Raw genomic sequence first — 23,253 nt, 5'->3', positions numbered from 1 at the left:
ATTTAGCGGTCGCCGGCCGGCGTTGCGAAGACCTGACCCGGATAAATCAGGTCCGGATCGCGGATCTGGTCCTTGTTGGCCTCGTAGATGACCGTGTAGCGGAAACCCGAACCGTAGAGCCGGTGGGCGATGTTCCAGAGGTTGTTGCCCGGCTGGATGACGACCTTGCCCTCCTTCAGCGCCGCGAGGACCGCCGAGGGTTCGCCGCGCTCGAAGGGGACCTCGACGCGGCCGACGACGCGGCCTTCCTCGTCGAGCTGGTCGACGCGCAGGGCATACTGTCCGGGCGCGATTTCGACGTCGGGGCGGAGTTCCCAGCGGCCCGTGGGACCGGTGGTCGTCTGGCCGACCGGATCGCCGCCGACATAGACGCGGACCGTGGCGCCGGCGTCGGCGCGGCCGGAGATGATCAGGTTGCCGTCTTCGTCGTAGTCGACCGTTTCGAGGATCAGGCTACCGGCATCGGAGGGAACACCCGGTCCTTGCAGCACAATGCTTGCCTTGCCGGGCTCGCTGCGGACGACGAGGGCGGGTTTGTCGGGCTGGTCGGGGACGACGACGGAGACGACCTGGCGGCTGTCGCGGGTGCTGCCGTCCGGATTGGTGGCGGTGAGGCGGAGCTCGACATTGCCGGGTTTCAGCGGATCGTCGAGGACGGCGACCCATTCGCCGCGGTCGTCGGCGGTGACCTCGGCGACCACTTCGCCATTGGCTTTCACCGCGACGCGGGCGCCCGGAAGGGCGCGGCCGGCGGCGAGCGTCGCACCGTCGCGCTCGACGCGGACGATGTCGAATGTGGGAATGGCGGGGTCGGCGGCCTCGTCGAAAACGTCAACGTCTTCAGGGACTTGCCCCTCGACCGCGACATCGGCGGGCGCCGGTACGCCATCGCCGCGCAGAAAGAACCAATAGCCCGCGGCCAGCAGCGCGAGGGCCACCACCAAGGCACCGAGGATCGCTCCGAGTTTCATTTCCGTGTTCCCTGCCCGTTGGTACGCGTGCCGGAATGGGACGAATTCCGCGCAACGCATAGTCTATCGCGTAACTTGCAAATACGGCACCAATGTGAATGCTCCGCGACGATAAACTCAACAGTGAAAGATGCTTAGCCGATGAAACTCGAACGCCTGTGCGTCTATTGCGGCTCCGGCACCGGACGCGAACCCCAATTCATGGCGGCGGCGGATGCTTTCGGACGTTTGATGGCACGCGCAAATGTACGCCTCGTCTATGGCGGCGGCGGCGTCGGGACGATGGGCGCGGTGGCGCGGGCGGTGCTGGCGGAAGGCGGACAAGTCACTGGAATCATTCCGAAATTCCTGACGGAAGTCGAGGTGCAGCTCAACGATGTGACGGAACTGATCGTCACCGACAGCATGCATGAGCGGAAACAGGCGATGTTCGAGCGCGCCCAAGGCTTCGTGGCGCTGCCCGGCGGCATCGGAACGCTCGAAGAAACGGTCGAGATGCTGACCTGGGCGCAGCTCGGCCGGCACAGCCAACCCATTGTTATTGTGAACCTAAACGGCTTCTGGGATCCGCTGATCGAACTTCTCGACCACATCATCAAGGCCGGTTTCGCGCGCTCCGACATCCGGCGCATCTACTCGGTGGTGGATCGGATCGAGGACGTTATCCCGCGCATCGAAGCGGCTTTGTGACAGCGCCACCCCCCTTCTGTCATCAAACTGTCAAAAAACTGTCACAAACGGGGATATCTTCTCTCCGTGTACGGATGATCCCCGGGGATAAGTGCAACTTATCCCCGGGGATGAAATTTTTTATCCCCGGTTTTGGACTGCCGCGGGTGCGCTGGGCGATTCGCGGGGCGGAATCTGCCGCGGCGGAAAAACTTATCCCCGGTTTTTGAGGTTCGCCACGCGGCGCAATTCGCGCTCGCGGACGAAAGTGTCGAAGCTGAAAAGCGCCAGCGCCACCCAGATGAGGCCAAATGTGACGAGCTGGCCCATGCCGAAGGGCTCGCCATAGAGGAAGACCGCGATCAGGAAGGAGGCGGTGGGCACCATGTATTGCATCAGGCCGAGCGTCGTCAGCCGGATGCGCTGGGCGCCATAGGTGAAGAGGAGGAGCGGCACGGCGGTCATCGGCCCGGTCAGGATCAGCAGAATGTCCGTATAAGGATCGACATTGCCGAAGACGGAGCCGCCATGCGCCGACATCCAGAAGAGCCAGGCGATGCCGAACGGCGCGAGGATGACAACCTCGACGAAGAGACCTTCGAGCGCTCCGGCGCGCACCGTCTTTTTCAGATAGCCATAGGCGGCGAAGCTGACCGCGAGGAAGAGCGACACCCAGGGCACGAAGCCGAGGGCCAACGTGAAATAGAGGACGGCGGCGGCGGCAAGCCCGATGGCGAGCTTCTGCGCGCGCGACAGGCGCTCGCCGAGCAACAACACGCCGGCGAGCACGCTCATCAGCGGGTTGATGAAATAGCCGAGGCTGGTTTCGAGGATGCGATCGGAATTGACGGCCCAGATGAACACCAGCCAGTTGGAGCCGATGATGGCGGCGGTGAGCCCGAGGATCGCCATGGCGCGGCGGTCGCGCAACACCGCCATCAATTGCGCGCGCCGCCCGAAGATGAGGACGCAGACCGCGACCAGCAACAGGCTCCAGAGCGCGCGATGGGCCAGAATTTCCATCGGCACGACATGAGCAAGCTGGCGGTAATAGATGACCGAGAGCCCCCAGAGCAGATAACCGGCGGCGGCGGCCGACGCGCCAAGCGCGGCCTCGCTCGCGGGGGCTGCGGGAGACGCAGGTGTCATGGGACTTGTTCCGAAGGATCGCGGGACGCGCCGCGCGAAAGGAAGCACGAGTCGCGGGCAAGCGGCCAGCGGAAAATTGTATCAATTGTGGCGCCGTACGCAGACCCATCGCTCAGTCTACAACGTGGATCAGAGCAGATTTCTATTTGTATATGTACTTCGCACTATATGCTCATTCTAAGAAGTTCAGTACGCAGCACCTCAAACACAAGCGGCAAGCGATGAACTACACCGATGATTACACCCTTTAACTCCGCCAATTTATGGCAATGCGCCGACTCTAGGGGGGTCGAATCATGGATAAAATAACCCAAGGATTGCTTGCGGAGTTTGCCGAGCAATTCGATCTCACGAGCATCGAGGAATCCGAACGTTTCGAAACGTTCGCCACCTTTCTCACCACGCGAAAGCATTACAGCGAAGCGCCCTTTGACCCGCCCGATCTCGTCGTTGGCAAAGGTGGCGATACAGGAATTGATGGTATCGCCATTATTGTGAACAACAGTCTAATTAGCGATGTCGATTCCATCGAAGACCTTGTCGAACTCAATGGGTATCTGGAAACGACATTCATATTTGTACAGGCGGAACGCTCAGAGGGATTCGACGGCGGTAAGATCGGCACATTCGGCGCCGGTGTGCAGGATTTCTTCGGAAAGGGAAAACTGGAACGAAACGACGACATAAAACGTGCCGTCGAGATAATGGAAGCAATCTACAAGCGAAGCGGAAAATTCTCGAAGGGAAATCCTCTTTGTTACATGTACTACGTAACTACGGGCAAGTGGCAAGCCGACAAGAATCTCGTGGCTCGCGCTTCAGCAGAAGTCGAAGAACTGAAGGCCACAGGACTTTTTAAGGATGTAGAGTTCGTCCCAATTGGCGCGGATCAAATTCAAAAATTATATAATCAGACAAAAAATTCCATTACGCGTGAGTTCGACTTTCCACAGCGAACAGTCGTGCCCGAAATAGCTGGCGTAAAAGAGGCTTACCTTGGACTACTACCGGCAACAACGTTTCTATCGCTCGTGCGCGATGACGAAGGCGACATCATCAAGAGTCTGTTCTATGAGAATGTCCGCGATTGGGAAGGCTACAACGCCATCAACGCCGAAATAAGAGAAACTCTGAAATCCGAGGCGCGCGGTCGATTTCCACTCATGAACAACGGTGTCACCATCATCGCTAAGACTCTGTTCGCGACCGGCAACAAATTCACGATGGGAGACTTTCAGATCGTCAATGGTTGTCAGACGAGCCATGTATTGCACGACAATTGGGATCTTCTGACAGATGAGGTTCGCATTCCCGTTCGTATCATCTCGACCAAAGACGAGGCCGTAACTGAGTCTGTAATCACAGCAACAAATAGGCAAACCGAGGTTAAGCCAGACCAATTCTTTGCATTGAAGGATTTTGCCAAGAGGCTAGAAGAATACTTCAAGCGTTTTGACGCTGATCATCGTTTGTACTATGAGCGTCGCACCCATCAATATGATAGCGAAGAAATTCTTAAATCTCGCATCGTGGGGCATCAAACATTGGTGCGTGCGGTGGGCGCTATGTTTCTAAATGAACCGCACCGGACGACGCGAAACTACAAACTTCTAGCGGAGAAGGTTGGCAAGGATATTTTTCGCGATGGTGACAGGATGGAGCCTTACTATGTCGCAGCTTACGCAGCTTATAGGCTCACACGACTGTTCAGCGCCAAAAAAATTTCATCAAAATTCGTCCCTGGTCGTTATCACATTCTGCTGGCGGCACGACTCATTATGGACGGTGAAGCGCAGTCACTTATGAATTCGGCGGACATGGGGAGGCGCTGCGAGAAGATCATGAAGAAACTTTGGGATGACGCTGATGAAATTCTCAATCAGGCAATAGCCGTTGTTGACAAAGTGGCTGAAGGTAATTGGGACAGAGACCACATTCGAACACAACCGATAACAGACAAAATACTCGCACACTTTGGACTGAGGGCCGGTGGCTGATCGCCGCAACTGTTTGCAGCATGACGCCTCGCCGCCGGTAAATGAGTTACAATCAGTACTCTGATTTCTTCACTTTACAGACACACGAAGGAAAGAAAAGACGTGGATGGCCCGCATAAAGCGGGCCATGACGGTCTCGGCTTGAAGGATTGAGGCGGGGACGGAGGAGCGCGGCTCGGAGCCTGCCCCACCCCTCTCGCTCAATAGACGTCGGCCACTGTGAGGCCGACTTTTTTCAGGGCCGCGGTGGCGGCGGCGTCGACCGCGCGGGGGGTGACGTAGTTGCCTTCGCGGCGCCAGTGGCGGACGACGGAGGCGAACCGTTCGCCGTAGCGTTCGGCGGTGAGGATGTCGCCGGGTGTCGGGAACAGTTCGGGGTCGCTGTCGGGTTCGCTCATCGCCATCGGGCCGAGGAATGCGCCGAGGCGGTTGATGTCGTCGGCGGATGCTTCGGCATGGTTCGCACCCGGATGATCGCCCATCGGCACCCAGAACATGCCCATCTGCGCGGCATAGGTGAGCAGCATCATCAGCGTGACCTGCTTGTCGCCGTTGAAGGAGCCCGAATTGGTGAAGCCGCCCGCCCATTTGTCCTTGAAGGACTGATCGTACCAGAGGCCGAAGGTGCCTTCGAGGAAGGCCTTGAAGACCGCCGAGACGGTGCCGAAATAGGTGACGCTGCCGAACAGGATGCCGTCCACGTCCTTCAACTCCTCGATCATCGCCTTGTCGCGCCAGCGCATGTCGGGGCCGACCTGATCGGCCGAGAGCGAATAAACTTTCACCTCGACGCCCGGCACGGCGCGGCAGCCGCGCGCAATCGCTTCGGCCTGGCGGCCGGTTCTGTTTCCGCCCGAGTGATAGACGATCGCAATGCTGGTCATGGCCGGGGCTCCCGATTTGCCGTTTTACCTGTTCTGTACTCACAAGTATGAAACGAGGCGGGCCGCGTCAAGAGCGAAATTTCGCGCGCGTCGAATTCAGCGGGTGGGCGGTGCAGCGCGATCGAGCGCCGAAAGCGCCTGCTCCATCGCGCGGCGCGTGGCGGCCGGCGCCGGGCGGGCGCGCGACAGGACCAGAAAGCCCTTCTGCGCCGCCATCAGATGATGCGCGGCGGATTTCGGATCGAGGCGGGGCGCGAACTCGCCCGCCTTGACGCCACGCCGGATCGCGGCTTCAAGCAGTTTTTCCTCGCGCGCGTCGAAGGCGTGAATCGCGGCGAGGACGGCGGCATCGAGGCTTGCGGCTTCGAGCGTGGCATTGACCGACAGGCAGCCGGTGGCGCGCGGGCCGGAGCAGGACGGCAGAAAACCAAGGAACCAGTCGCGGATCGCCGCGCGGGGCGATGGCGGCTTTTCCAGCGAAGTCTTCATGTGGGCGAGCAGCATCGCGTGATAGCGGTCGAGCACATGCCGGAACAAGGCCTGCTTGTCGCCGAAGGCCGCATAGAGGCTCGGCTTGTTGACGCCGGTCGCGGCCGTGACATCGTCGAGCGACGTGGCGGTGTAGCCGTTTGCCCAGAAGACCTGCATGGCCTTTGCCAGCACCTCGTCGGCATCGAAACTGCGCGGCCTTGCCATGATTGTCCTGCCCGGTCGGGTTCTGTACCGGCGAGGCTAGAACGGCGGGGCGGCGGGTTCAACCCGCGGATCGGCCGTCGCCTGAAGATACGGACGCGAAGGGGGCGTGAGAGCCGGCGCTTACGGCTTCCCCGAACTGTCGGGGCCGAGGAAGACGAATTTTCGGGCTTCCTCGCCTTGCAGGCCGACCAGCAGCGGGGCTTTGGCGCCGGGGAGGAAGGCGACGTCGTAGAGTTCCTCGACGGAGCCGGTAATGGTGACGGTGTGTTCGATTTCGCCGGTGGCGAGGTTGATGGCGTGGATGCCGCAGACGGGCTCCGCGCCCCGCGTCTTCAGTTCGTCGTCGAGCGGCAGGCCCTCGAAGACCTTGTTGCGCGGTTTCGAGAGACCGACAATCGCGTAGTCGCCGATGAAGCGCAGGCCACGGACGAATCCCGGACACCACGCGACGCGGTTGAAGACGCCGGTGGCGGTGTCGATCCAGCCGAACCAGCCGGTGCCCGCTTCGAGCAGCCAGAGTTTGCCGCGATAGAGACGCGGCGAATGCGGCATGGCGAGGCCTTTGGCGACCGTCTTGCCGGTGCGCATGTCGATGACCTCACCGCCATCGGCGCGGTGCGGGCGCCAGCCGCCGAGCGTGTTCGTCGGCGCGATGATCGTTGCGTAGGCGGGCACGCCGGCATCGAGGCAGAAGCCGTTCAGGTGGCAGCGATCCTCGGCGACGATGCCGTCGATGAAGGGCGGACGCCAGAGCGGGTTGAAGGAGCCCCGCATGTCGAGGCTCGCAACGCAATTGTAGCCGGTGACGACCGCGAGCAGGCGGCCCTTCCTGTCGATGGCGAGATCGTGGATGTCGACGCCGCCGGTGACATGGCACTGGCGCGGCAGAAAGATGCGGTCCCAGCCTTCGTAGAGCTGGCCGGGGAGCAAGCTGTTGGCGAAGCGCCAGACCTGATGACGCATCGCGAGCATCAACCCGTCGTCGGTGGTGGCCATCGCCATCGCCATGTCGAAGGTGCGCTCCGACACGGCATAGCCGCCCTTGCCGCCGACACCGAGCAGGATCAGCTTGCCGGCGGTGTAGGTGGAGAAGGCGATGCCGGTGTCGAGCTTCGCCAGCCAGGGGCGGAAGTGGCTGGAGAAAGTCAGGTGGAAGGGCGCCACCGGCTCCTTGCCGACATCGTCGCCGACGATCATGGGTTTGTTCGGTGTTGGTGCATTCGACATGGAGTTTTCCGACATGGCGCTGCTCCGCGCGCGCTGCGTTGCGCTCCAAAGCGTTCGAAGTCAGCCTACCACGTCAGGCGGGCGCCGATGGTGAAAGCGCCGCCCCTGCCGGCATCGCCGGCGCGGCCATCCCAGGACAAGAAGCCCGATATGCCGTTGCCGATGCCGACATCGAGCGCCGCGCCGCCCGTCAGCACGGTCTGGTCGCGGCTGTCGAGCGTCGCGGTGAAGGGCGCGCCGGTGGAGAGGAAGGCGCCGCCGACCGTCGTGTCGCCCAACTGCATTTCGCGGCCGATGCCGGCGCGAAGCACGGGACGGACCGACCATCTGGCATTGGGGTCGCCGATTTCGACGCCGAGTTCGGCGCCAATGCCCGCCTTCAACGTCTCGGCGGTCTGGCCGCCGACACGGATGGCCGCCGTGCCGCCGCCGGTTTCGCTGTAGCCGTCGCGCTCCAGTCTCTGATATGCGACATGCGCCGTCGGCGTCAGCGTCCAGTTGCCCTCAAGCGGGAAGGCATGACCGGCGACAATGCCGCCACCCGCCGACCAGGCATCCGGGCTCGCGGTTGCCGTCGCCAGGCCGCCGCCGGCGAGAACGGCGCGGTATGCGTCCTGAGTCTGGAATGCGCCGCCGATCGCGCCGGTGACGAAACCATTTCCGACGCTCCACGAACCATAGGCGCCGAGGTGCCAGGCCTCGATGCCGACGGACGAACCGCCGCCGGCGGTTTTTGCCACCGTGTCGAGATAGCCGGCCGCGATGCCGAACGAGGCCGCGCCGGTGCTGTATATGTCGCCACCGAACACGCCGCCATATGTCTTGCTGTCGAAGGCGCCGCCGATGCCATCGGATTTGCGGTGGCCGTCTTCGCCGATGCCGGTCGTCCAGATGCGGCCGGCACCGCCGATGCCGTGTCGCGCCTGACCGTTCAGCGCGTCGAGGAAGGCAAAGCCGGCCTGCGCGCCGGCGACAAGCGCGCCGTTGATGGAGGTCGGCCGCATGGCAAGCAGCGAAACGGCCGTCGGCGTGTAAGTCAGCGCGCCGGCTCCGCCGGTGACCGAACCGAAGGCGCCATTGATCGCATTGCCGGCGATCAGGATCGTCGCGTCGAAACCGTCGATGCCGGCGAGATGGCTGATATGCAGGGTCGAGGCCGGGTCGATGTTCACATCGTTGGTGGCGATCAGCAGGTCGGCGCCGGTGGCGTCCGCCTCCACCAGAAAGGCCGAACCCGCGGCGAAATCGAAATCGCCGAAGACAAAGAGGACGCCGGGCGAGTTGCCGGGGGAAAGTGTGCCGAAGTTGACGACATCGCCGATGACCAGGCCATTGCCCCCGAGCGTGGCGCCCGCCCCCACCGTGACGCCGCCGGGCGCCATCAATGCGAGGTTGACGAGGGTCGTGCCGCTGTTGAGCGTCGCCGTGCCCGGACCGAACGTGTCGTCGAGAACCAGGACATTCGACAGGTTCCAGGTGCCGGTGGCGTTGACCGCGAGGTCGCTGAATCCGGCGACGAGCGTATCGAGTTCGCCCGCACCCTGCAGCACCAGCGCATTGTCGCCCGTCGTGTAAATTCCACCCGTGACCGACGCGCCGGTGTCGAGCGTCAGCGTGTTGTTGTCGCCGTTGATCACGATGCCGGCAAAGGTGCCTGCAACGGCGCCGGCGACACGAATGTTCGAATCGTCGGTATCGTCGAGGTGGATGCCGACCGTGCCCGAAACGGAGGCGTCGCGCCCGAGCGCGATCGTGACGTCCGTCGAGTCGTAAGCGTGGATGCCCGAGCCGCTGCCACCGAGGACGCTGGCGCTGCCGTTCAGGACGACCGTGTTGCCGTCGCCGCCATAGATGTAGACGCCATGAGCATAGACCGACGGGGTGACGTCGACTGTCGCGTTGCCGTTGAGGGTCAGTGTGTTGCCGGTGCCAAACAGCAAAACGCCGGCGGCGGCATAGGCGTTGCTGACACCATTGAGCGTGACCGAGGAGGCGCCGTTCATCACGATGTCGTTGTCGTCGCCCCGGACGCCGATGCCGCTCAGAAAGTCCGTCACATCCGCCGACGGCATGACCGTGACATCAACCGAGGCGAAATCGTTGAGCACGATCGTGTTGCCGTCGCCGAGCGCGTATATGCCGCCGGCGTATTCGACCGTGCTGTCGGTAATGTAGGTCGTGGCGGCCGAGGCGCCGTTAAGCGCTATCGTGGCATCGTCGGTGAGCGCGAGGGCTGCAAAAGCGGCAGTCGCGTCCGATGCGTCGATTTCGAGACCGATCTGTGCGGTGCCGTTGAGCGTCAGCATGCCGCCCGTGCCCCCGAAGCCGGGGCCGACGCCGAGCAGGTCTCCCAGACCCGCGGCCGCGGCAATGAAGCTGGCGGAATCGTAGAGGGCAACGGATACGCCCGACGCGCCGTTCAGCGTCAGCATATTGTCGTCGCCGAACGCCCAGAGGCCCGTTGCGGCAAAGACGCTGGAATCGTCCAGATAGACGCCGATCGCCGATGTGCCGTTGAGCACGATGTTGGCGTCGTTCGAATTGGCGACGACGCCGCCCGCGATATAAAGATTGGAGGCTTCGATATCGACGTCGACACGCGACGCGCCGTTGAGCGTCAAGGTGCCGCCGCCACCCGGATATGCGACATTGCCGAAGCCGATGCCGAGGGCGAGATAACCCGTCGAATCGTAGAAATCGACCGCCACGCGGGAGGCGCCGTTCAGCGTGATCGTGCGCTCGCCCGTGCCGCCGACCAGCATGCCCCCCGTCGCGTAGACGAAGGAGTTGTCGATGTCGGTCCTCACTTCCGAGGTGCCGTTGAGGGTTATGACGGTGTCGGCTCCGATGCTGAAAATGCCGGCGGCATAGTCGGCATCGTCGCCGATGACGCGGCCACCGATCGCGGCGGCGTCGTTCAATGTAATCGTGTTGCCGTCGCCAGAGGTCACGACGCCGAATGCCACGCCATCGGTGAGGCTGTAGAACGACGTGCCCCTGGCGTAGGCGGAATCGTTGAGTGTGACGGCGTTGCCGTCGCCATTGACCGTGATGCCGATCGATATGTCGTGCGAATAGGTGCGGACAAAGGATTGTCCGTTGAGCGTGACGGTGGAGCCCGGCCCGTCGAGCGCGATGCCCACGCCGTAGTCCGACATGCCGACGACGTTAAGACCGGATGTGCCGTTGAGGACGACGCTGCTGCCGGACCCGCCATCAATACCGAGCGCTCCGTCGTTGCCGTAGATGGATATCTGCGAGTCGGCATTCAGGGTGACGGTGAGATCGTCTTCGCCCGCAATGCCCACGACGTCGTTCTCGATCGCATAAATCCGCGCGCTTGATCCTCCGTTGCCATTGAGCGTGACCGTGCCGTCGTTGCCCAACCGGATCGCTTGAATATCGTTGATGTTGAAATCGGCGGTGGGGTCGAGGTTGACGGTCACGCCGGCTGCGCCGGTGATGACGGGATCGACGACGGCGCCCGAACAGGTGACGGTCTCGCCGGCGAGCGGCGCGGACGAGGTGCAGGCCGCATCGGCGGGGTTCGCACCCAGCATCAGGCCGCCCAGCGCGACGAGCGCGGTCGTGCCGAGCGCACGGGCGCGCAACCGCGAATTGATCGCTTTCATCGGTACATCCCCACCCTGGCCGGCAATTGGGCGGCACCCACCGCACCCGGAACTTGCCAACCATGAATCAGCTACCCCAACGCCCGGAACGGGTCAAAAGAAGAAGCGGGCCTGGAAATATTAATTTTCGCCATTATAGCAAGGGAGCCACAGCCCAAGGCGGGCGGGAGCCCCTCAACCCGCCGCATGTTCGCTGCGCCATGTCGCGGGCGGCGCGCCGAAGTTTCGTTTGAAGGCGCGGTTGAAGGCGGCTTCGGATTCGTAGCCAGCTTCGAAGGCGATGCGGGAAACTGGTTCGCCGGTGTCGAGGAGGCGGCGGGCGGCGAAGGTCAGGCGCCATTTGGCGAGGTAGCGCATGGGCGGCTCGCCGACGGGTTCGGTGAAGCGCGATGCGAAGGCCGAGCGCGACATGCCAATTTCCGCAGCGAGCCCTTCCGTCGTCCAGGGGTTGCCGAGGACGGCGGCCGAACGCGCGCCACCGCCGGCGAGGATCGCGGCGATGCAATCCATCAATGTGGTGGCGATCAATCCGGCATATAAAGCGCGACGGTTCAGGCCGAAATCATCCGGGTGCAGCTACATAGAGCGCTGCATGCAAGTCCTCGAACCTGGCTTCGCCCGTCGCGCGATCCATTCCAAACGGGACGCGACCATCGGCGATATCGGATACCCGAAATATGTAGGTTATACGCACCTGATCTTCTGTTTCATTTCTGAGAGAGGTATGCCACGTCAGGCTATCCACGGCGTACATATCGAAAAGGTTTCCATCGCTATCCTGAAAGACCGACGGGTTAAATTCGGGATAGCTATCAGTCGCCACTTCATAGTGGCCATGCTCGCCCGCAAAAGTTCTGGCGACACCGTGCCGATGTGTCCCAGGAAACACGCGGACGCCCCCCGCCTTGGCTCCGAAGTTATTCGTCAGATTCAGCCAAAAGGTCAGCTGTCGGGAACTTTGCAGAAGATAGGGATAGTCCTGATGAACCGGCAGATTGAACCGAAAGTTCTCCTCGCCAGGCGGAAATACATGTAACGTTTCGCCATTGTAAGGTGACACAAGTAACGGTCTATGCGCACCATCGGCGAAAAAGTCACCGATGATCTTTTCGATCTCAGGTGTGAAAAACAGAGCTCGGCCGGACAAAAGCTTCATCGGGCGCGTCCCCAGATCGTAGAGTTTGCCGAGAAGTTTGCGGTTCTCGCGGGCGAGACCGAGGAGTATTCCCTGAAACAAGGGCTCGATTTCGGCGGTCGTGCCCTCGGCAAGCGACTCGCGAAATCGCTCTAGCGCCGGCAGGGTTGCCACCTTGCCGTCGTCGGCAATGACAAGGGTGTATGCACAGAGATCCCGGAACAGTGCTTCAATACAGCGCTCCAGAGATCCTTGAACGGAAACAGGCTCCCAACCGTCGGATGCGAGCGTCGGCCGCATGATCAGAAGCTTTCCTTGACAACATATCCGCCCGGATTGTCGGTGAACGGAAACTTCCGGACAGTAGGCGCAATACCGCGCTCTGCAAAGAACTCGCTTACCGCGGTCGCTTCGCCGGGAAATATGTCAAAGCCGTATTCGTCCAGTAGAAGCACTCCGCCAATGACCAAGCGGTCCCAGAAATGCTCGAGCGCAACGCGGGTGGGTTCATAAAGATCGGCATCGAGATGAAGAATCTTGATCACCATGCCGGGATTCTTCTCTGCGTACTCGGGAACGGTTTTCACAATGTCGCCTTCGATCAATCGAATGCGCGGCTTCTGAGGCGCAAAGCGGTCGTGATCGAACACATTGATGAGGACATCAAGCTCATCGCGATAAGACTCGGATGACCAACCTCCTTCTTGCTTATCATGACGAACGAGCTTCACGCCGTCTTTCTCGTGGAAGCTTGGGAAACCCTTGAAATTGTCGAACCCGATTACATCAAAGCTGCGATCATAGGTTGAGAAAATCTCCGCAAACTGAGCAAATCGTATCAAAGAGTCGCCCCGGAATACGCCCAGCTCAACAATGTGCCCCGGTAGATCCTCGACCATTCGAAAGATTTCATAGTGAGCGAGAAGTTTGGCAATGCCCCGGCGACTCGCAAAACGAAGCACACCCCCGTGAGAGAAAGCGTCTTTGTTTTCTGAGGAACAATGCCCTGACAGCAGGCGGAACAGCGTGTCCTCTACGTAGACATTGTCCGGGCAGGGAGCCGGCTTGGGTAACTTGCTCATAGTGTGCCTCTTGACCTCTCAATGCCGGTGGCCCGGCTGTGCCAACAGTAGACGCGAAAGTGAGAAAATGGAACAACCATGTCGACGCGACGTGTCGGGCTAACAGGTTACCGTCGGAAGCGAGCGGTCATTCAGCGGACAGGAGGTGTCGGGCGTCAGGCTCGCCCCGAGGGGGTCACCACCGGGATCATTAACGACCCTTTTTGTCGAATCGCAAAACGGACTCAGGCAATGAACCGCAGCAAAAAGAAGTTTTTTGTTGGTTCGCTTACCGACACGTCTCAGGTCCCAGCGACCCGTTACACGCCGCGCAAGTTTGCCCTTGCCGGGGCGCCGTCGCGCAGCAGTTTCCAGGTGATCGAGTCCGAGAGCGCCTGGAAGGAAGCATCGACGATGTTGGGCGAGACGCCGACGGTGAACCAGCGGTTGCCCTGCCCGTCCATGCTTTCGATCATCACGCGGGTGACGGCTTCGGTGCCGCTTGTGAGGATGCGGACCTTGAAATCCACCAGCCGCAGATCCTCGATGAAGGGCGAGTATTTGCCGAGGTCCTTGCGGAGCGCCTGATCGAGCGCGTTGACGGGGCCGACGCCCTCGCCGACCGAGATGTATTTCTCGCCGTCGACAACGACCTTCACGGTCGCTTCCGAAACGGTGACCAGATCGCCGATGGCGTTGTAGCGGCGTTCGACCAGCACGCGGAACGACTCCACGTCGAAAAATTCCGGCACCTCGCCGAGGATGCGCCGCGCCAGCAATTCGAACGAGGCTTCGGCGCCGTCATAGGAATAGCCGAGGAATTCGCGCTCCTTCACCTCGTCGAGCAGACGGCCGAGGCGGCGGTCGGCGGGATCGGCGGCGATGCCCGCCTCTTCGAGACGCGCCAGGATGTTCGATTTGCCGGCCTGATCGGAGACCGCGATCTTGCGCTTGTTGCCGACGCTTTCGGGCGGCACATGCTCATAGGTCTTCGGGTCCTTCATGATCGCCGAAACATGGATGCCGGCCTTGGAGGCGAAGGCGCTTTCGCCGACGTAAGGGGCGTAGCGGTTTGGCGCGCGGTTGAGGATTTCATCGAGCGTGCGCGAGACATGAACGAGGCTTTTCAGGCGCTCGGGCGTGACGCCGATCTCGAAACGATCCGCATAAAGAGGTTTCAGCAGCAGGGTCGGGATCAGCGAGACCATGTTGGCGTTGCCGCAGCGCTCGCCGAGGCCGTTCAACGTGCCCTGCACCTGACGCACGCCGGCGCGGATGGCGGCCAGCGAATTCGCGACCGCGTTTTCGGTGTCGTTGTGGGCGTGGATGCCGAGCCTGTCGCCGGGGACGCCGGATGCGATCACTTCGCCGACGATGAGCTCAACCTCGTCGGGCAGCGTGCCGCCATTGGTGTCGCAGAGGACGGCCCAACGGGCGCCGGCGTCGAGCGTGGTGCGGACGCAGGCGAGCGCGAATTCGCGGTTGGCCTTGTAGCCGTCGAAGAAATGTTCGCAGTCGATCATCGGCTCGCGGCCTTTCGCGGCGACGGCCTTGACGCTTTCGTCGATGCTTTCGAGATTTTCGTCGTTGGTGATGCCGAGCGCGACTTTCACATGAAAGTCCCAGCTCTTGGCGACCAGGCAGACGGCGGCGGTGTCGGCGTCGAGCACGGCGGCGAGGCCCGGATCGTTCGACGCCGAGCGGCCGGCGCGTTTGGTCATGCCGAAGGCGGTGAATTTCGCGCGGGAAAGCTTCGGCGGGTCGCCGAAGAAGGCGGTGTCGGTGGGGTTGGCGCCCGGATAGCCGCCTTCGATGTAGTCGAGGCCGAGCTCGTCCAGCAGGGTTGCGATCAGGCGCTTGTCCTCGACGCTGAAATCGACGCCGGTCGTCTGCGCGCCGTCGCGCAGCGTGGTGTCGAAGAGGTAGAGGCGGGTCTTGCTGGTCTTGCTCATGGTTCGGTTCCGCATCGTGGAGGCGCAAATGGCCGGAATCGGGTGACTTCTGCCACCGGCCGGTCCGTGTTCCACAATGTTTGCAGGCGTGTTTGTACGGCGGCGGCGGATAAAAATCAGCCGCTAATAATCAGACCCTGGATGATCGGGAGTGCCGGGTTCATGCCGGTATCCTCGTTGGGTGCCGTTACAAAAACCTTAACGAAATCAATCCGTTAAGCCGCGGAGCCGGGCGTCTGCCCGTTTCCGTCCGATGAGAGGTAGCAGGTTTTTCAGTTCCGGTCCATGCGGGCGGCCGGTGAGCGCGAGGCGGAGCGGCATGAAAAGCGCCTTGCCCTTGGCACCGGTGGCGGCCTTCACGGCATCGGTCCAGAGGGCCCAGGTTGCCTCGTCCCACGGCTCGGGCGGCAGGGCGGCGGCGGCGGCGGCGGCGAAATCGGCGTCCTCGATGACCGGGGCGAGCGGGCCTTCGACGATGCGGGCCCAATCGGCCGCCTCGGCGAAGAGCGCGAGATTGGGGCGCACCGCATTCCAGAAATCCGGCCCAAGATCGCAGCCAAGCGCGGCGAGGCGGGGCTTCGCATCAGCATAGGGCATCAGGTGCAGGATCGCAGCGTTGACGCGGGCGAGGTCGGCGGGGTCGAAGCGGATGTCGGCGCGGCCGAGGCGGGCGATGTCGAATGTTTCGGCCAGCGTGGCGAGCGACAGGCAGGCCTCGACGGGATCGGGCGTGCCGAGGCGGGCGAGCAGCGAATTGAGCGCCATCGGCTCATAGCCCGCCTCGCGCAGCGCCGCGAGCGAGAAACGCGCGGCGTCCTCGCGCTTCGACAGCGGCTTTCCTTCCGGTCCGTTCAGCAGCGAGTAATGCGCATAGGCGGGAGGCTCCGCACCCAGCGCGCGGATCAACTGGATCTGGACGCCGGTGTTGGTGATGTGGTCCGACCCGCGGATGACATGGGTGATCGCGAAGTCGATGTCGTCGACGACGCTCGGCAGCGTGTAGAGGAAGCGGCCGTCCTCGCGGATCAGCACCGGGTCGGACAGCGAGGCGCCATCGACCTCGACATGACCCTGGATCAGATCGTCGAAGGCGGTGTGAACCTGTTCGAGCTTGAAGCGCCAATGGGGCTTGCGGCCTCCGGCTTCGAGCTTCGCGCGGTCTTCGGGGGTGAGGTTCAGCGCGGCGCGGTCGTAGACGGGGGGAAGCCCGCGCGCCATCTGGCGCTTGCGCTTGCGGTCGAGCTCCATCGCGGATTCGTAGGCCGGATAGAGGCGGCCTTCGGCTTTCAGCTTCGCGGCGGCGGCTTCATAGGTGGCGAGGCGTTCGGACTGGCGGGCGAAGATGTCGTGGGAGAGACCGAGCCATGCCATGTCGGCTTCGATGCCGGCGGCGAATTCCGCGGTCGAACGTTCGTCGTCGGTGTCGTCCATCCGCAGCATGAATTTGCCGCCGGACTTCTTCGCAAAGAGCCAGTTGAACAGTGCCGCGCGGGCATTGCCGACATGCAGACGGCCGGTCGGCGACGGCGCGAAGCGGACGGTAACGGTCGAGGGGGCGGTCATCTGCGTACCCGAGGGGTTGCGAGAGACATTGTCCCGACTCTTACCTCCCCCTCGCGGGGAGGTCGAACGGCATCGCCGTTCGGGTGGGGGGCGCGGAGGCAAAAAAGGCTGCACGGCATATGCGGGAGCGCACTTCCCCCCACCCGGGAAATCCGCGTGCCGCGAATTTCCCGACCTCCCCTCAAGGGGGAGGTTAAGTCGCCCGCGCGCGCCACACTCCCGATCACAGGTCCACGTCCCGGAAGCCGTTGACGATCGGGTAGCGGCGGTCGCGGCCGAAATTGCGCGTCGTGACTTTCACGCCCGGCGCGGCCTGGCGGCGCTTGTATTCGGAGATGTAGAGAAGATGCTGGACGCGCTTGACCAGATCGCGGTCGTGGCCGCGCGCGACGATTTCGCGGGCCGACATTTCTTCCTCGATCAGGCAATGGAGAATGTCGTCGAGCACGTCGTAGGGCGGCAGCGAATCCTCGTCCTTCTGGTCGGGGCGCAGTTCGGCCGACGGCGGCCGCGTGATGATGCGTTCGGGGATCACCCTGCCCTTCGGACCGATGCAGCCTTTCGGCATGTTCTCGTTGCGCCACTGCGCGAGACGGAAGACGCGCGACTTGTAGAGATCCTTGATCGGATTGAAGCCGCCGTTCATGTCGCCATAGATCGTCGCGTAGCCGGCCGAGACTTCCGACTTGTTGCCGGTGGTGAGCAGCATCGAACCGAACTTGTTGGATATCGCCATCAGGATGACGCCGCGGGTGCGCGACTGGAGGTTTTCTTCTGTCGTGCCGGACTGCGTGCCCTCGAAAAGTTTTTCGAGCGCCGATGTGAAACCGGCGACCGGGGCTTCGATGGGGACGACGTCGTAGCGGGTGCCGAGAAGCTTCGCGCAAGCCTCGGCGTCGGTCAGGCTTTCCGACGAGGTATAGCGATAAGGCAGCATGACGCAGTGGACGTTTTCGGCGCCCAGCGCATCGACCGCGATGGCGGCGACAAGCGCGCTGTCGATGCCGCCCGAGAGGCCGAGCACGACGCCGGGAAAACGGTTTTTCGTTACATAGTCGCGCAGGCCCTGAACGACGGCGAGATAGAGCGCCTCGTCGCCCTCCTCCACCAATGCTTTTTCGCCAGGCGCGCAGACCCAACCCTTGTCGGTGCGCGACCAATCGGTAATCGCGATTTTTTCTTCCCATGCCGGCATCTGCAGGGCGAGCGAGAAATCGGCGTTGAGGACGAAGCTCGCGCCGTCGAACACAAGTTCGTCCTGACCGCCAAGCTGGTTGACATAGGCCATCGGCAGGCCGCTTTCGCGGATGCGGCTGAGGACGAGCTGCATGCGGGCATCGAACTTGTTGAAGTCGAAGGGCGAGCCGTTGGGAACCAGCAACAGTTCGGCGCCGGATTCCTCCAGACATTCGACGACATCCGGATACCAGATGTCTTCGCAGATGGGGACGCCGACGCGGACGCCGCGAATGTCGAAGGGGCCCGGCATCTGGCCGCCGGCGAAAACGCGCGGTTCGTCGAAGACGGAATAGTTGGGCAGGTGGACCTTGAAGCGGTGGCCCTTGATCTCGCCCTTGTCGAGATGAAGGACCGCGTTGTGGAGCTTGCCGCCTTCGACCCAGGGGGTGCCGATGAGCATGGCCGGGCCGCCATCGGCGGTGTGGCGGGCAAGCTCGGCGGCGGCGGCCATGGCGGCGCGCTGGAAGGCCGGCTTCAGCACCAGATCCTCGGGCGGGTAGCCGCTCAGGAACAGCTCGGAGAAGATGATGAGATCGGCGCCCGCCAGCGCGGCTTCGCGGCGGGCGGCCACGGCCTTTTCGACATTGCCCGCGATGTCGCCGACGACGGGGTTCAGCTGGGCGAGCGCAATGCGGAGCTTGTCGGTCATGGGGGCGCGGAAATCCGGGACTTGAGGCCGATATATGGGGGCCGGGATGGGTGTTTCTAGCGGTTGAGGGACGTACTCACAATAGTACGCCAATGAACGGGCTTTCGGGGTGCGCCGCGCGCGGCGCGGCGGTAGTCTGCCCGCCAACAGGCTATTTCCAAGGGAGGACCATCCATGACCGTCAACCGCCAGATTCTGCTGACCGAAAACCCCAGCGGCAAGCTCGCGACCAGCCATTTCCGGCTGCATGAGGGCACGGTGCCCGTGCCGCAGGACGGCGAGGTGCTGGTGAAGACGCGGCTCATATCGCTGGACGCGGCCAACCGGGCCTGGATGCAGGGCGCGACCTACCGGGCGGCGGTGGAGGCCGGGACGGTGATGGCGGGCGGTTCGGTGTCGGAGGTGATCGAATCGAAGGCGCCGGGCTTTGCCAAGGGCGACCTCGTGTTCGGCGATACGGGCTGGCAGGAATATGCGGCGCTGAAGGCGAAGACCGTCAACAAGCTGCCGAAGCTCGAACCCTTGTCGCATCTCCTCAGCGTTTACGGCATTGCGGGGCTGACGGCCTATTTCGGGCTGCTCGACATCGGCCAGCCGAAGGCGGGCGAAACGGTGGTGGTGTCGGCGGCGGCGGGATCGGTCGGGTCGATTGTCGGGCAGATCGCCAAGATCAAGGGCTGCAACGTCATCGGCATCGCGGGCGGCGCTTCGAAGTGCAAGCTGCTGACCGACGAACTCGGCTTCGACCATGCGATCGACTACAAGGCAGCGCCCGTGGGCAAGGCGCTGAGGGCGGCGGCACCGAAGGGCATCGACGTCTATTTCGACAATGTCGGTGGCGACATTCTGGAGGCCTGCCTTTTCGGCATGAACAATTTCGGCCGCATCGCCTGTTGCGGGGCGGTGTCGCAATATGACGGCGCGGCGCCGGCGCATGGGCCGCGCGGCATTCCGGGTCTCATCGTCGTCAAGCGGCTGACGATGCGCGGCTTCATCGTGATGGATTATCAGGACCGGCACGAAAAGGCGCTCGAAGAGCTGCAGGGCTGGGTCGCCTCGGGCAAGCTGAAGGTCAAGGAAGACATCATGCAGGGGCTCGAAAACACGCCGCAGGCGCTGGTCGGGCTGCTGGCGGGCGACAATGTCGGCAAGCGCATGGTGCGGCTCGACTGAAAACCGCGGATTTCCGCGACGGAATCGCGCGTCCAGCCCGTTTAGTATGCTTGTCAGACAATGAAGCGGACGGACCGGCAATGGGCTACGACGGCGGCGCGGCGGCAACGGGATTGTGGAAGCGGGCGATGGCGGCGCTGGCGCCCGCAACCGCGCGCTGGCGTGCGCTTGGCGCCGGTACGCGACGGACGGCCGTTGCAGCGGCGGCGCTGATCGCGGCGGCAATCCTCTGGTCGTCGCTGAGCGGCGGCGAAACCGAGACCTACCGAACGCAGCCGGTGACGATCGGCGATGTCGAGCAGACGGTGACGGCACTCGGCTCGATCCAACCCAAGAACCAGGTCGATGTCGGCGCGCAGGTTTCCGGCCAGCTCAAGGACGTGCATGTCGAGATCGGCGACGAGGTGAAGGCGGGCGATCTGCTGGCCGAGATCGACGCCAAGATCTATGAGACGGAGGTGCAGGCGGCGCGCGCGCGGCTCAGCGATCTCGAATCGCAGCTTGCCGGGCGCGAGGCCGAGCTTGTGCTGGCGCAACGGCAATATGCGCGCAATCTCGATCTTGCCAAGATCGACGCGGTGAGCCGCAACGAACTCGACACCAGCGAGACGCAGGTGAAGACGCTGAGGGCGTCGATCGGTTCGATCAAGGCGCAGATCGAACAACAGCGTTCGACCGTCGAAGGCGGCGAGACCAGTCTCGGCTATGCGCGCATCCATGCGCCGATCGACGGCACCGTCGTCGCCCAGCCGGCGGTCAAGGGGCAGACACTCAACGCGACTCAGGTGGCGCCGGTCGTGTTGCAGATTGCCGATCTCGAAACGATGACCGTCAAGGCGCAGGTGGCGGAAGCCGATATCGGCAAGCTGCATGCCGGCATGCCGGTCTATTTCACGACACTCGGCCATCCCGACAATCGATGGGAATCCTCGGTCCGGCAGATACTGCCGACGCCCGACGTGCTCAACGACGTCGTGCTCTACAAAGTGCTGATCGATGTCGACAACAGCGACCGGTTGCTGATGAGCGAGATGACGGCGCAGGTCTTCTTCCTGCTGGGCGAGGCGCGCGGCGTGACGACGGTGCCGGTGGCGGCGCTGAGACCCGTTCGCGGCGAAGGCGCAAACGTGCACAACGTCACCGTGGTGACGGCGCGCGGAACGGAAACGCGGCGCGTGGAGACGGGGATCGCCAGCCGGATTTCGGCCGAAGTCCTTTCCGGTCTCGAACCGGGCGAGGAAGTGGTGGTCGGCACCGGCGAGGCGGCGGCGCGCGGCGGCGGTACGCGGCGCTTCGGAGGGCCATTCCTGTGAGCGCGCCGGAACGTGCACCGCTGGTCGCGCTACGCGACGTTTCGCGCGTCTACCGCACAGGCGACACGGAGGTCCGGGCGCTCGATGGTGTGTCGCTGACGATCGGACGCGGCGAATTCGTCGCCATCATGGGACAGTCCGGATCGGGCAAGTCGACGCTGATGAACATTATCGGCTGCCTCGACCGGCCGAGCGCCGGCCGGTACCTCGTCAACGGCGCCGACGTTGCGACGCTTTCCGGCGACGAGCTGGCGGCCTTCCGGCGCGATACGTTCGGCTTCGTTTTCCAGCGCTACAACCTGCTCGCCACGATGACGGCGGCAGAGAATGTCGAGCTGCCGGCGGTTTATGCCGGCAAGTCCCGGCCGGTGCGCGCCGAGCGGGCGCGGCGGCTGATGGCGCGGCTCGGTCTTTCCGACCGAAGCGCGCACCGGCCGAACGAACTTTCCGGCGGGCAGCAACAGCGTGTCTCGATCGCCCGGGCGCTGATGAACGACGCGCAGGCGATCCTCGCCGACGAACCGACCGGCGCGCTGGACAGCCAGAGCGGCGCCGAAGTGTTGCGGCTTCTCGCCGAACTCAATGCCGAGGGTCGAACCGTTATCCTGATCACGCACGATCCGGCGGTCGCCGCACATGCCGACCGGCTGATCCGGCTGGCCGACGGCAAGGTGGTCGAGGATACGGCGAGCGCAGCACCGGCCGCCAGGCGCGGCGCGGCGCCGGCGCATCATGCGATGCCGCTCGTATTCGGCGCCGATGTCAGCGAGGCGGTCAAGATGGCATTCCGGTCGCTGCGGATGAACCTTTTCCGCACGGCGCTGACGCTGCTCGGCGTCGTGATCGGCGTCGGGGCCGTCGTCACGATGCTCGCCATCGGCGACGGCAGCAAGGCCAATGTGATGTCGCAGATCCAGTCGATGGGCACCAACCTGCTGCTGGTGCGCGCCGGCGGGCCGGGTGTGCGCACCGCGGAAGTCACGACGCTCAACATCGAGGATATCGAAGCCATTCTCGCGCTGCCCAATGTGCTGGCGGCGGTGCCCGAGCGCAGCACCGGCGCGACGATGCGGTTCGGCAATCGCGACTACCGAACGCAGATACAGGGAACATGGCCGCAATTTCCGCTGGTCAACGACTGGGATCTCGCGGAGGGCGGGATGTTCAACCAGCAGGACGTCAACGGCTATGCGCCGGTGATCGTGCTCGGACAGACGGTCGCCGAGACCATGTTTCCGGACGGCGAAAGCGCGGTCGGGAAATATGTGCTGGTGCAGAACGTACCATTCGAAGTCGTCGGCGTGTTGCAGCCGAAAGGTGCGGCAATGTTCGGTCGCGACCAGGACGATGTGGCGCTGGTGCCGATCACGACCGGCACGATGCGGCTCTTCGGCCGGCATCACCTCTCGTCGATCAGCGTCAAGGTGACGGATGCCGCCTATATCGACGAGACGCAGGCGGCGATTGAGGAATTGCTGATGGCGCGGCACGGCACGGAGGATTTCCGCGTGCGCAACACCGCTTCGATCCTGGACATGGCGGAAGCCACCTACACGACGCTGACGATCCTGCTCGGATCGGTAGCGGCAATTTCGCTGCTGGTGGGCGGCATCGGCGTGATGAACATCATGCTGGTCAGCGTGACCGAGCGGACGCGCGAGATCGGCATTCGCATGGCGACCGGCGCGCGCAAGCGCGACATCCTGCTGCAATTCAATACCGAGGCGCTGGTCGTGTGCGGCATCGGCGGCGCGGCGGGCATTTTGTTGGGGCTCGGCCTTGCGGGGCTTGCACAATGGTCGGGCATGAACATCGCCTATTCGGCCGGACCGCCGATCCTCGCCTTTACCTGTGCCTTCCTGACGGGATTGCTGTTCGGTTATCTGCCGGCGCGCAAGGCGGCCAATCTCGATCCCGTCGCGGCGCTGGCGACGGAATAGGTG

17 protein-coding genes are annotated in these 23,253 nt (G+C 63.1%); 5 read left to right on the top strand and 12 right to left on the bottom strand.

Annotated elements, in window-relative coordinates:
- Positions 1–2: 2 nt before the first annotated feature.
- Positions 3–971 (bottom strand): Ig-like domain-containing protein, encoded by a 969-nt coding sequence (locus KF719_RS16220; RefSeq protein WP_293510121.1) that lies wholly within the window; start codon positions 969–971, stop codon positions 3–5.
- A 141-nt stretch (positions 972–1,112) separates the two neighbouring features.
- Between KF719_RS16220 and KF719_RS16215 the strand changes: the two genes are divergently transcribed.
- The gene (locus KF719_RS16215; protein WP_293510120.1) at positions 1,113–1,661 is read left to right on the top strand and encodes a TIGR00730 family Rossman fold protein; all 549 of its coding nucleotides are present in this window, start codon (positions 1,113–1,115) and stop codon (positions 1,659–1,661) included.
- A 192-nt stretch (positions 1,662–1,853) separates the two neighbouring features.
- Here the strand turns inward: KF719_RS16215 and rarD are convergent, their stop codons facing one another.
- Positions 1,854–2,789 carry an EamA family transporter RarD gene (gene rarD, locus KF719_RS16210; protein WP_293510119.1) on the bottom strand — a complete coding sequence of 312 codons (936 nt, stop codon included), beginning with the start codon at positions 2,787–2,789 and terminating at the stop codon, positions 1,854–1,856.
- Between the two features lie 296 nt (positions 2,790–3,085).
- Between rarD and KF719_RS16205 the strand changes: the two genes are divergently transcribed.
- Positions 3,086–4,786: an AIPR family protein gene (locus KF719_RS16205; RefSeq protein WP_293510118.1), complete on the top strand. Its 1,701-nt coding sequence runs from the start codon at positions 3,086–3,088 to the stop codon at positions 4,784–4,786.
- Between the two features lie 200 nt (positions 4,787–4,986).
- Here the strand turns inward: KF719_RS16205 and KF719_RS16200 are convergent, their stop codons facing one another.
- From KF719_RS16200 to KF719_RS16155, 10 genes are all read right to left on the bottom strand, one after another.
- Entirely contained in the window at positions 4,987–5,670 is a 684-nt protein-coding gene (locus KF719_RS16200; protein WP_293510117.1) for a flavodoxin family protein, read from the bottom strand.
- Between the two features lie 96 nt (positions 5,671–5,766).
- A complete protein-coding gene (locus KF719_RS16195; protein WP_293510116.1) occupies positions 5,767–6,366 on the bottom strand; it encodes a TetR/AcrR family transcriptional regulator in 600 nt (199 codons plus the stop codon).
- Between the two features lie 120 nt (positions 6,367–6,486).
- Positions 6,487–7,593, bottom strand: a complete 1,107-nt coding sequence (locus KF719_RS16190; RefSeq protein WP_293510115.1) for a TIGR03032 family protein — start codon at positions 7,591–7,593, stop codon at positions 6,487–6,489.
- Positions 7,594–7,658: 65 nt separating this feature from the next.
- Positions 7,659–11,225, bottom strand: a complete 3,567-nt coding sequence (locus KF719_RS16185; RefSeq protein WP_293510114.1) for an autotransporter outer membrane beta-barrel domain-containing protein — start codon at positions 11,223–11,225, stop codon at positions 7,659–7,661.
- A 174-nt stretch (positions 11,226–11,399) separates the two neighbouring features.
- The gene (locus tag KF719_RS16180; protein ID WP_293510112.1) at positions 11,400–11,753 is read right to left on the bottom strand and encodes a helix-turn-helix transcriptional regulator; all 354 of its coding nucleotides are present in this window, start codon (positions 11,751–11,753) and stop codon (positions 11,400–11,402) included.
- Between the two features lie 34 nt (positions 11,754–11,787).
- Positions 11,788–12,660: a phytanoyl-CoA dioxygenase family protein gene (locus tag KF719_RS16175; protein ID WP_293510110.1), complete on the bottom strand. Its 873-nt coding sequence runs from the start codon at positions 12,658–12,660 to the stop codon at positions 11,788–11,790.
- Between the two features lie 2 nt (positions 12,661–12,662).
- On the bottom strand, positions 12,663–13,442 hold the full coding sequence (locus KF719_RS16170) for a TylF/MycF/NovP-related O-methyltransferase (protein ID WP_293510108.1): 780 nt from the start codon (positions 13,440–13,442) through the stop codon (positions 12,663–12,665).
- 299 nt (positions 13,443–13,741) lie between these two features.
- Positions 13,742–15,373, bottom strand: a complete 1,632-nt coding sequence (gene cimA, locus KF719_RS16165) for a citramalate synthase (protein WP_293510106.1) — start codon at positions 15,371–15,373, stop codon at positions 13,742–13,744.
- A gap of 207 nt (positions 15,374–15,580) precedes the next feature.
- Positions 15,581–16,936 (bottom strand): glutamate--tRNA ligase, encoded by a 1,356-nt coding sequence (gltX, locus tag KF719_RS16160; protein WP_293510105.1) that lies wholly within the window; start codon positions 16,934–16,936, stop codon positions 15,581–15,583.
- 223 nt (positions 16,937–17,159) lie between these two features.
- Positions 17,160–18,824, bottom strand: a complete 1,665-nt coding sequence (locus tag KF719_RS16155) for an NAD+ synthase (RefSeq protein ID WP_293510104.1) — start codon at positions 18,822–18,824, stop codon at positions 17,160–17,162.
- Positions 18,825–18,998: 174 nt separating this feature from the next.
- On the opposite strand from KF719_RS16155, the gene KF719_RS16150 reads away from it, so the two are divergent.
- From KF719_RS16150 to KF719_RS16140, 3 genes are all read left to right on the top strand, one after another.
- Positions 18,999–19,997, top strand: a complete 999-nt coding sequence (locus KF719_RS16150; RefSeq protein WP_293510102.1) for an NADP-dependent oxidoreductase — start codon at positions 18,999–19,001, stop codon at positions 19,995–19,997.
- 80 nt (positions 19,998–20,077) lie between these two features.
- Entirely contained in the window at positions 20,078–21,310 is a 1,233-nt protein-coding gene (locus tag KF719_RS16145) for an efflux RND transporter periplasmic adaptor subunit (protein ID WP_293510100.1), read from the top strand.
- Complete coding sequence (locus KF719_RS16140) at positions 21,307–23,250, top strand: MacB family efflux pump subunit (RefSeq protein ID WP_293510098.1); 1,944 nt, start codon at positions 21,307–21,309, stop codon at positions 23,248–23,250. Before KF719_RS16145 ends, KF719_RS16140 begins: the two co-directional genes overlap by 4 nt.
- The last annotated feature ends 3 nt before the right edge of the window (positions 23,251–23,253 follow it).

It is taken from the genome of Parvibaculum sp., assembly GCF_019635935.1.
Lineage (GTDB): Bacteria > Pseudomonadota > Alphaproteobacteria > Parvibaculales > Parvibaculaceae > Parvibaculum.
The sequence above is the reverse complement of the archived record's forward strand: the minus strand, read 5'-3'. Positions and strand labels throughout refer to the sequence as shown.

What these genes read in the sequence shown, in the direction of transcription:
- KF719_RS16220 (WP_293510121.1), bottom strand. Translation starts at nt 971, where the DNA reads ATGAAACTCGGAGCGATCCTCGGTGCCTTGGTGGTGGCCCTCGCGCTG.
- KF719_RS16215 (WP_293510120.1), top strand. Translation starts at nt 1,113, where the DNA reads ATGAAACTCGAACGCCTGTGCGTCTATTGCGGCTCCGGCACCGGACGC.
- rarD (WP_293510119.1), bottom strand. Translation starts at nt 2,789, where the DNA reads ATGACACCTGCGTCTCCCGCAGCCCCCGCGAGCGAGGCCGCGCTTGGC.
- KF719_RS16205 (WP_293510118.1), top strand. Translation starts at nt 3,086, where the DNA reads ATGGATAAAATAACCCAAGGATTGCTTGCGGAGTTTGCCGAGCAATTC.
- KF719_RS16200 (WP_293510117.1), bottom strand. Translation starts at nt 5,670, where the DNA reads ATGACCAGCATTGCGATCGTCTATCACTCGGGCGGAAACAGAACCGGC.
- KF719_RS16195 (WP_293510116.1), bottom strand. Translation starts at nt 6,366, where the DNA reads ATGGCAAGGCCGCGCAGTTTCGATGCCGACGAGGTGCTGGCAAAGGCC.
- KF719_RS16190 (WP_293510115.1), bottom strand. Translation starts at nt 7,593, where the DNA reads ATGTCGAATGCACCAACACCGAACAAACCCATGATCGTCGGCGACGAT.
- KF719_RS16185 (WP_293510114.1), bottom strand. Translation starts at nt 11,225, where the DNA reads ATGAAAGCGATCAATTCGCGGTTGCGCGCCCGTGCGCTCGGCACGACC.
- KF719_RS16175 (WP_293510110.1), bottom strand. Translation starts at nt 12,660, where the DNA reads ATGCGGCCGACGCTCGCATCCGACGGTTGGGAGCCTGTTTCCGTTCAA.
- KF719_RS16170 (WP_293510108.1), bottom strand. Translation starts at nt 13,442, where the DNA reads ATGAGCAAGTTACCCAAGCCGGCTCCCTGCCCGGACAATGTCTACGTA.
- cimA (WP_293510106.1), bottom strand. Translation starts at nt 15,373, where the DNA reads ATGAGCAAGACCAGCAAGACCCGCCTCTACCTCTTCGACACCACGCTG.
- gltX (WP_293510105.1), bottom strand. Translation starts at nt 16,936, where the DNA reads ATGACCGCCCCCTCGACCGTTACCGTCCGCTTCGCGCCGTCGCCGACC.
- KF719_RS16155 (WP_293510104.1), bottom strand. Translation starts at nt 18,824, where the DNA reads ATGACCGACAAGCTCCGCATTGCGCTCGCCCAGCTGAACCCCGTCGTC.
- KF719_RS16150 (WP_293510102.1), top strand. Translation starts at nt 18,999, where the DNA reads ATGACCGTCAACCGCCAGATTCTGCTGACCGAAAACCCCAGCGGCAAG.
- KF719_RS16145 (WP_293510100.1), top strand. Translation starts at nt 20,078, where the DNA reads ATGGGCTACGACGGCGGCGCGGCGGCAACGGGATTGTGGAAGCGGGCG.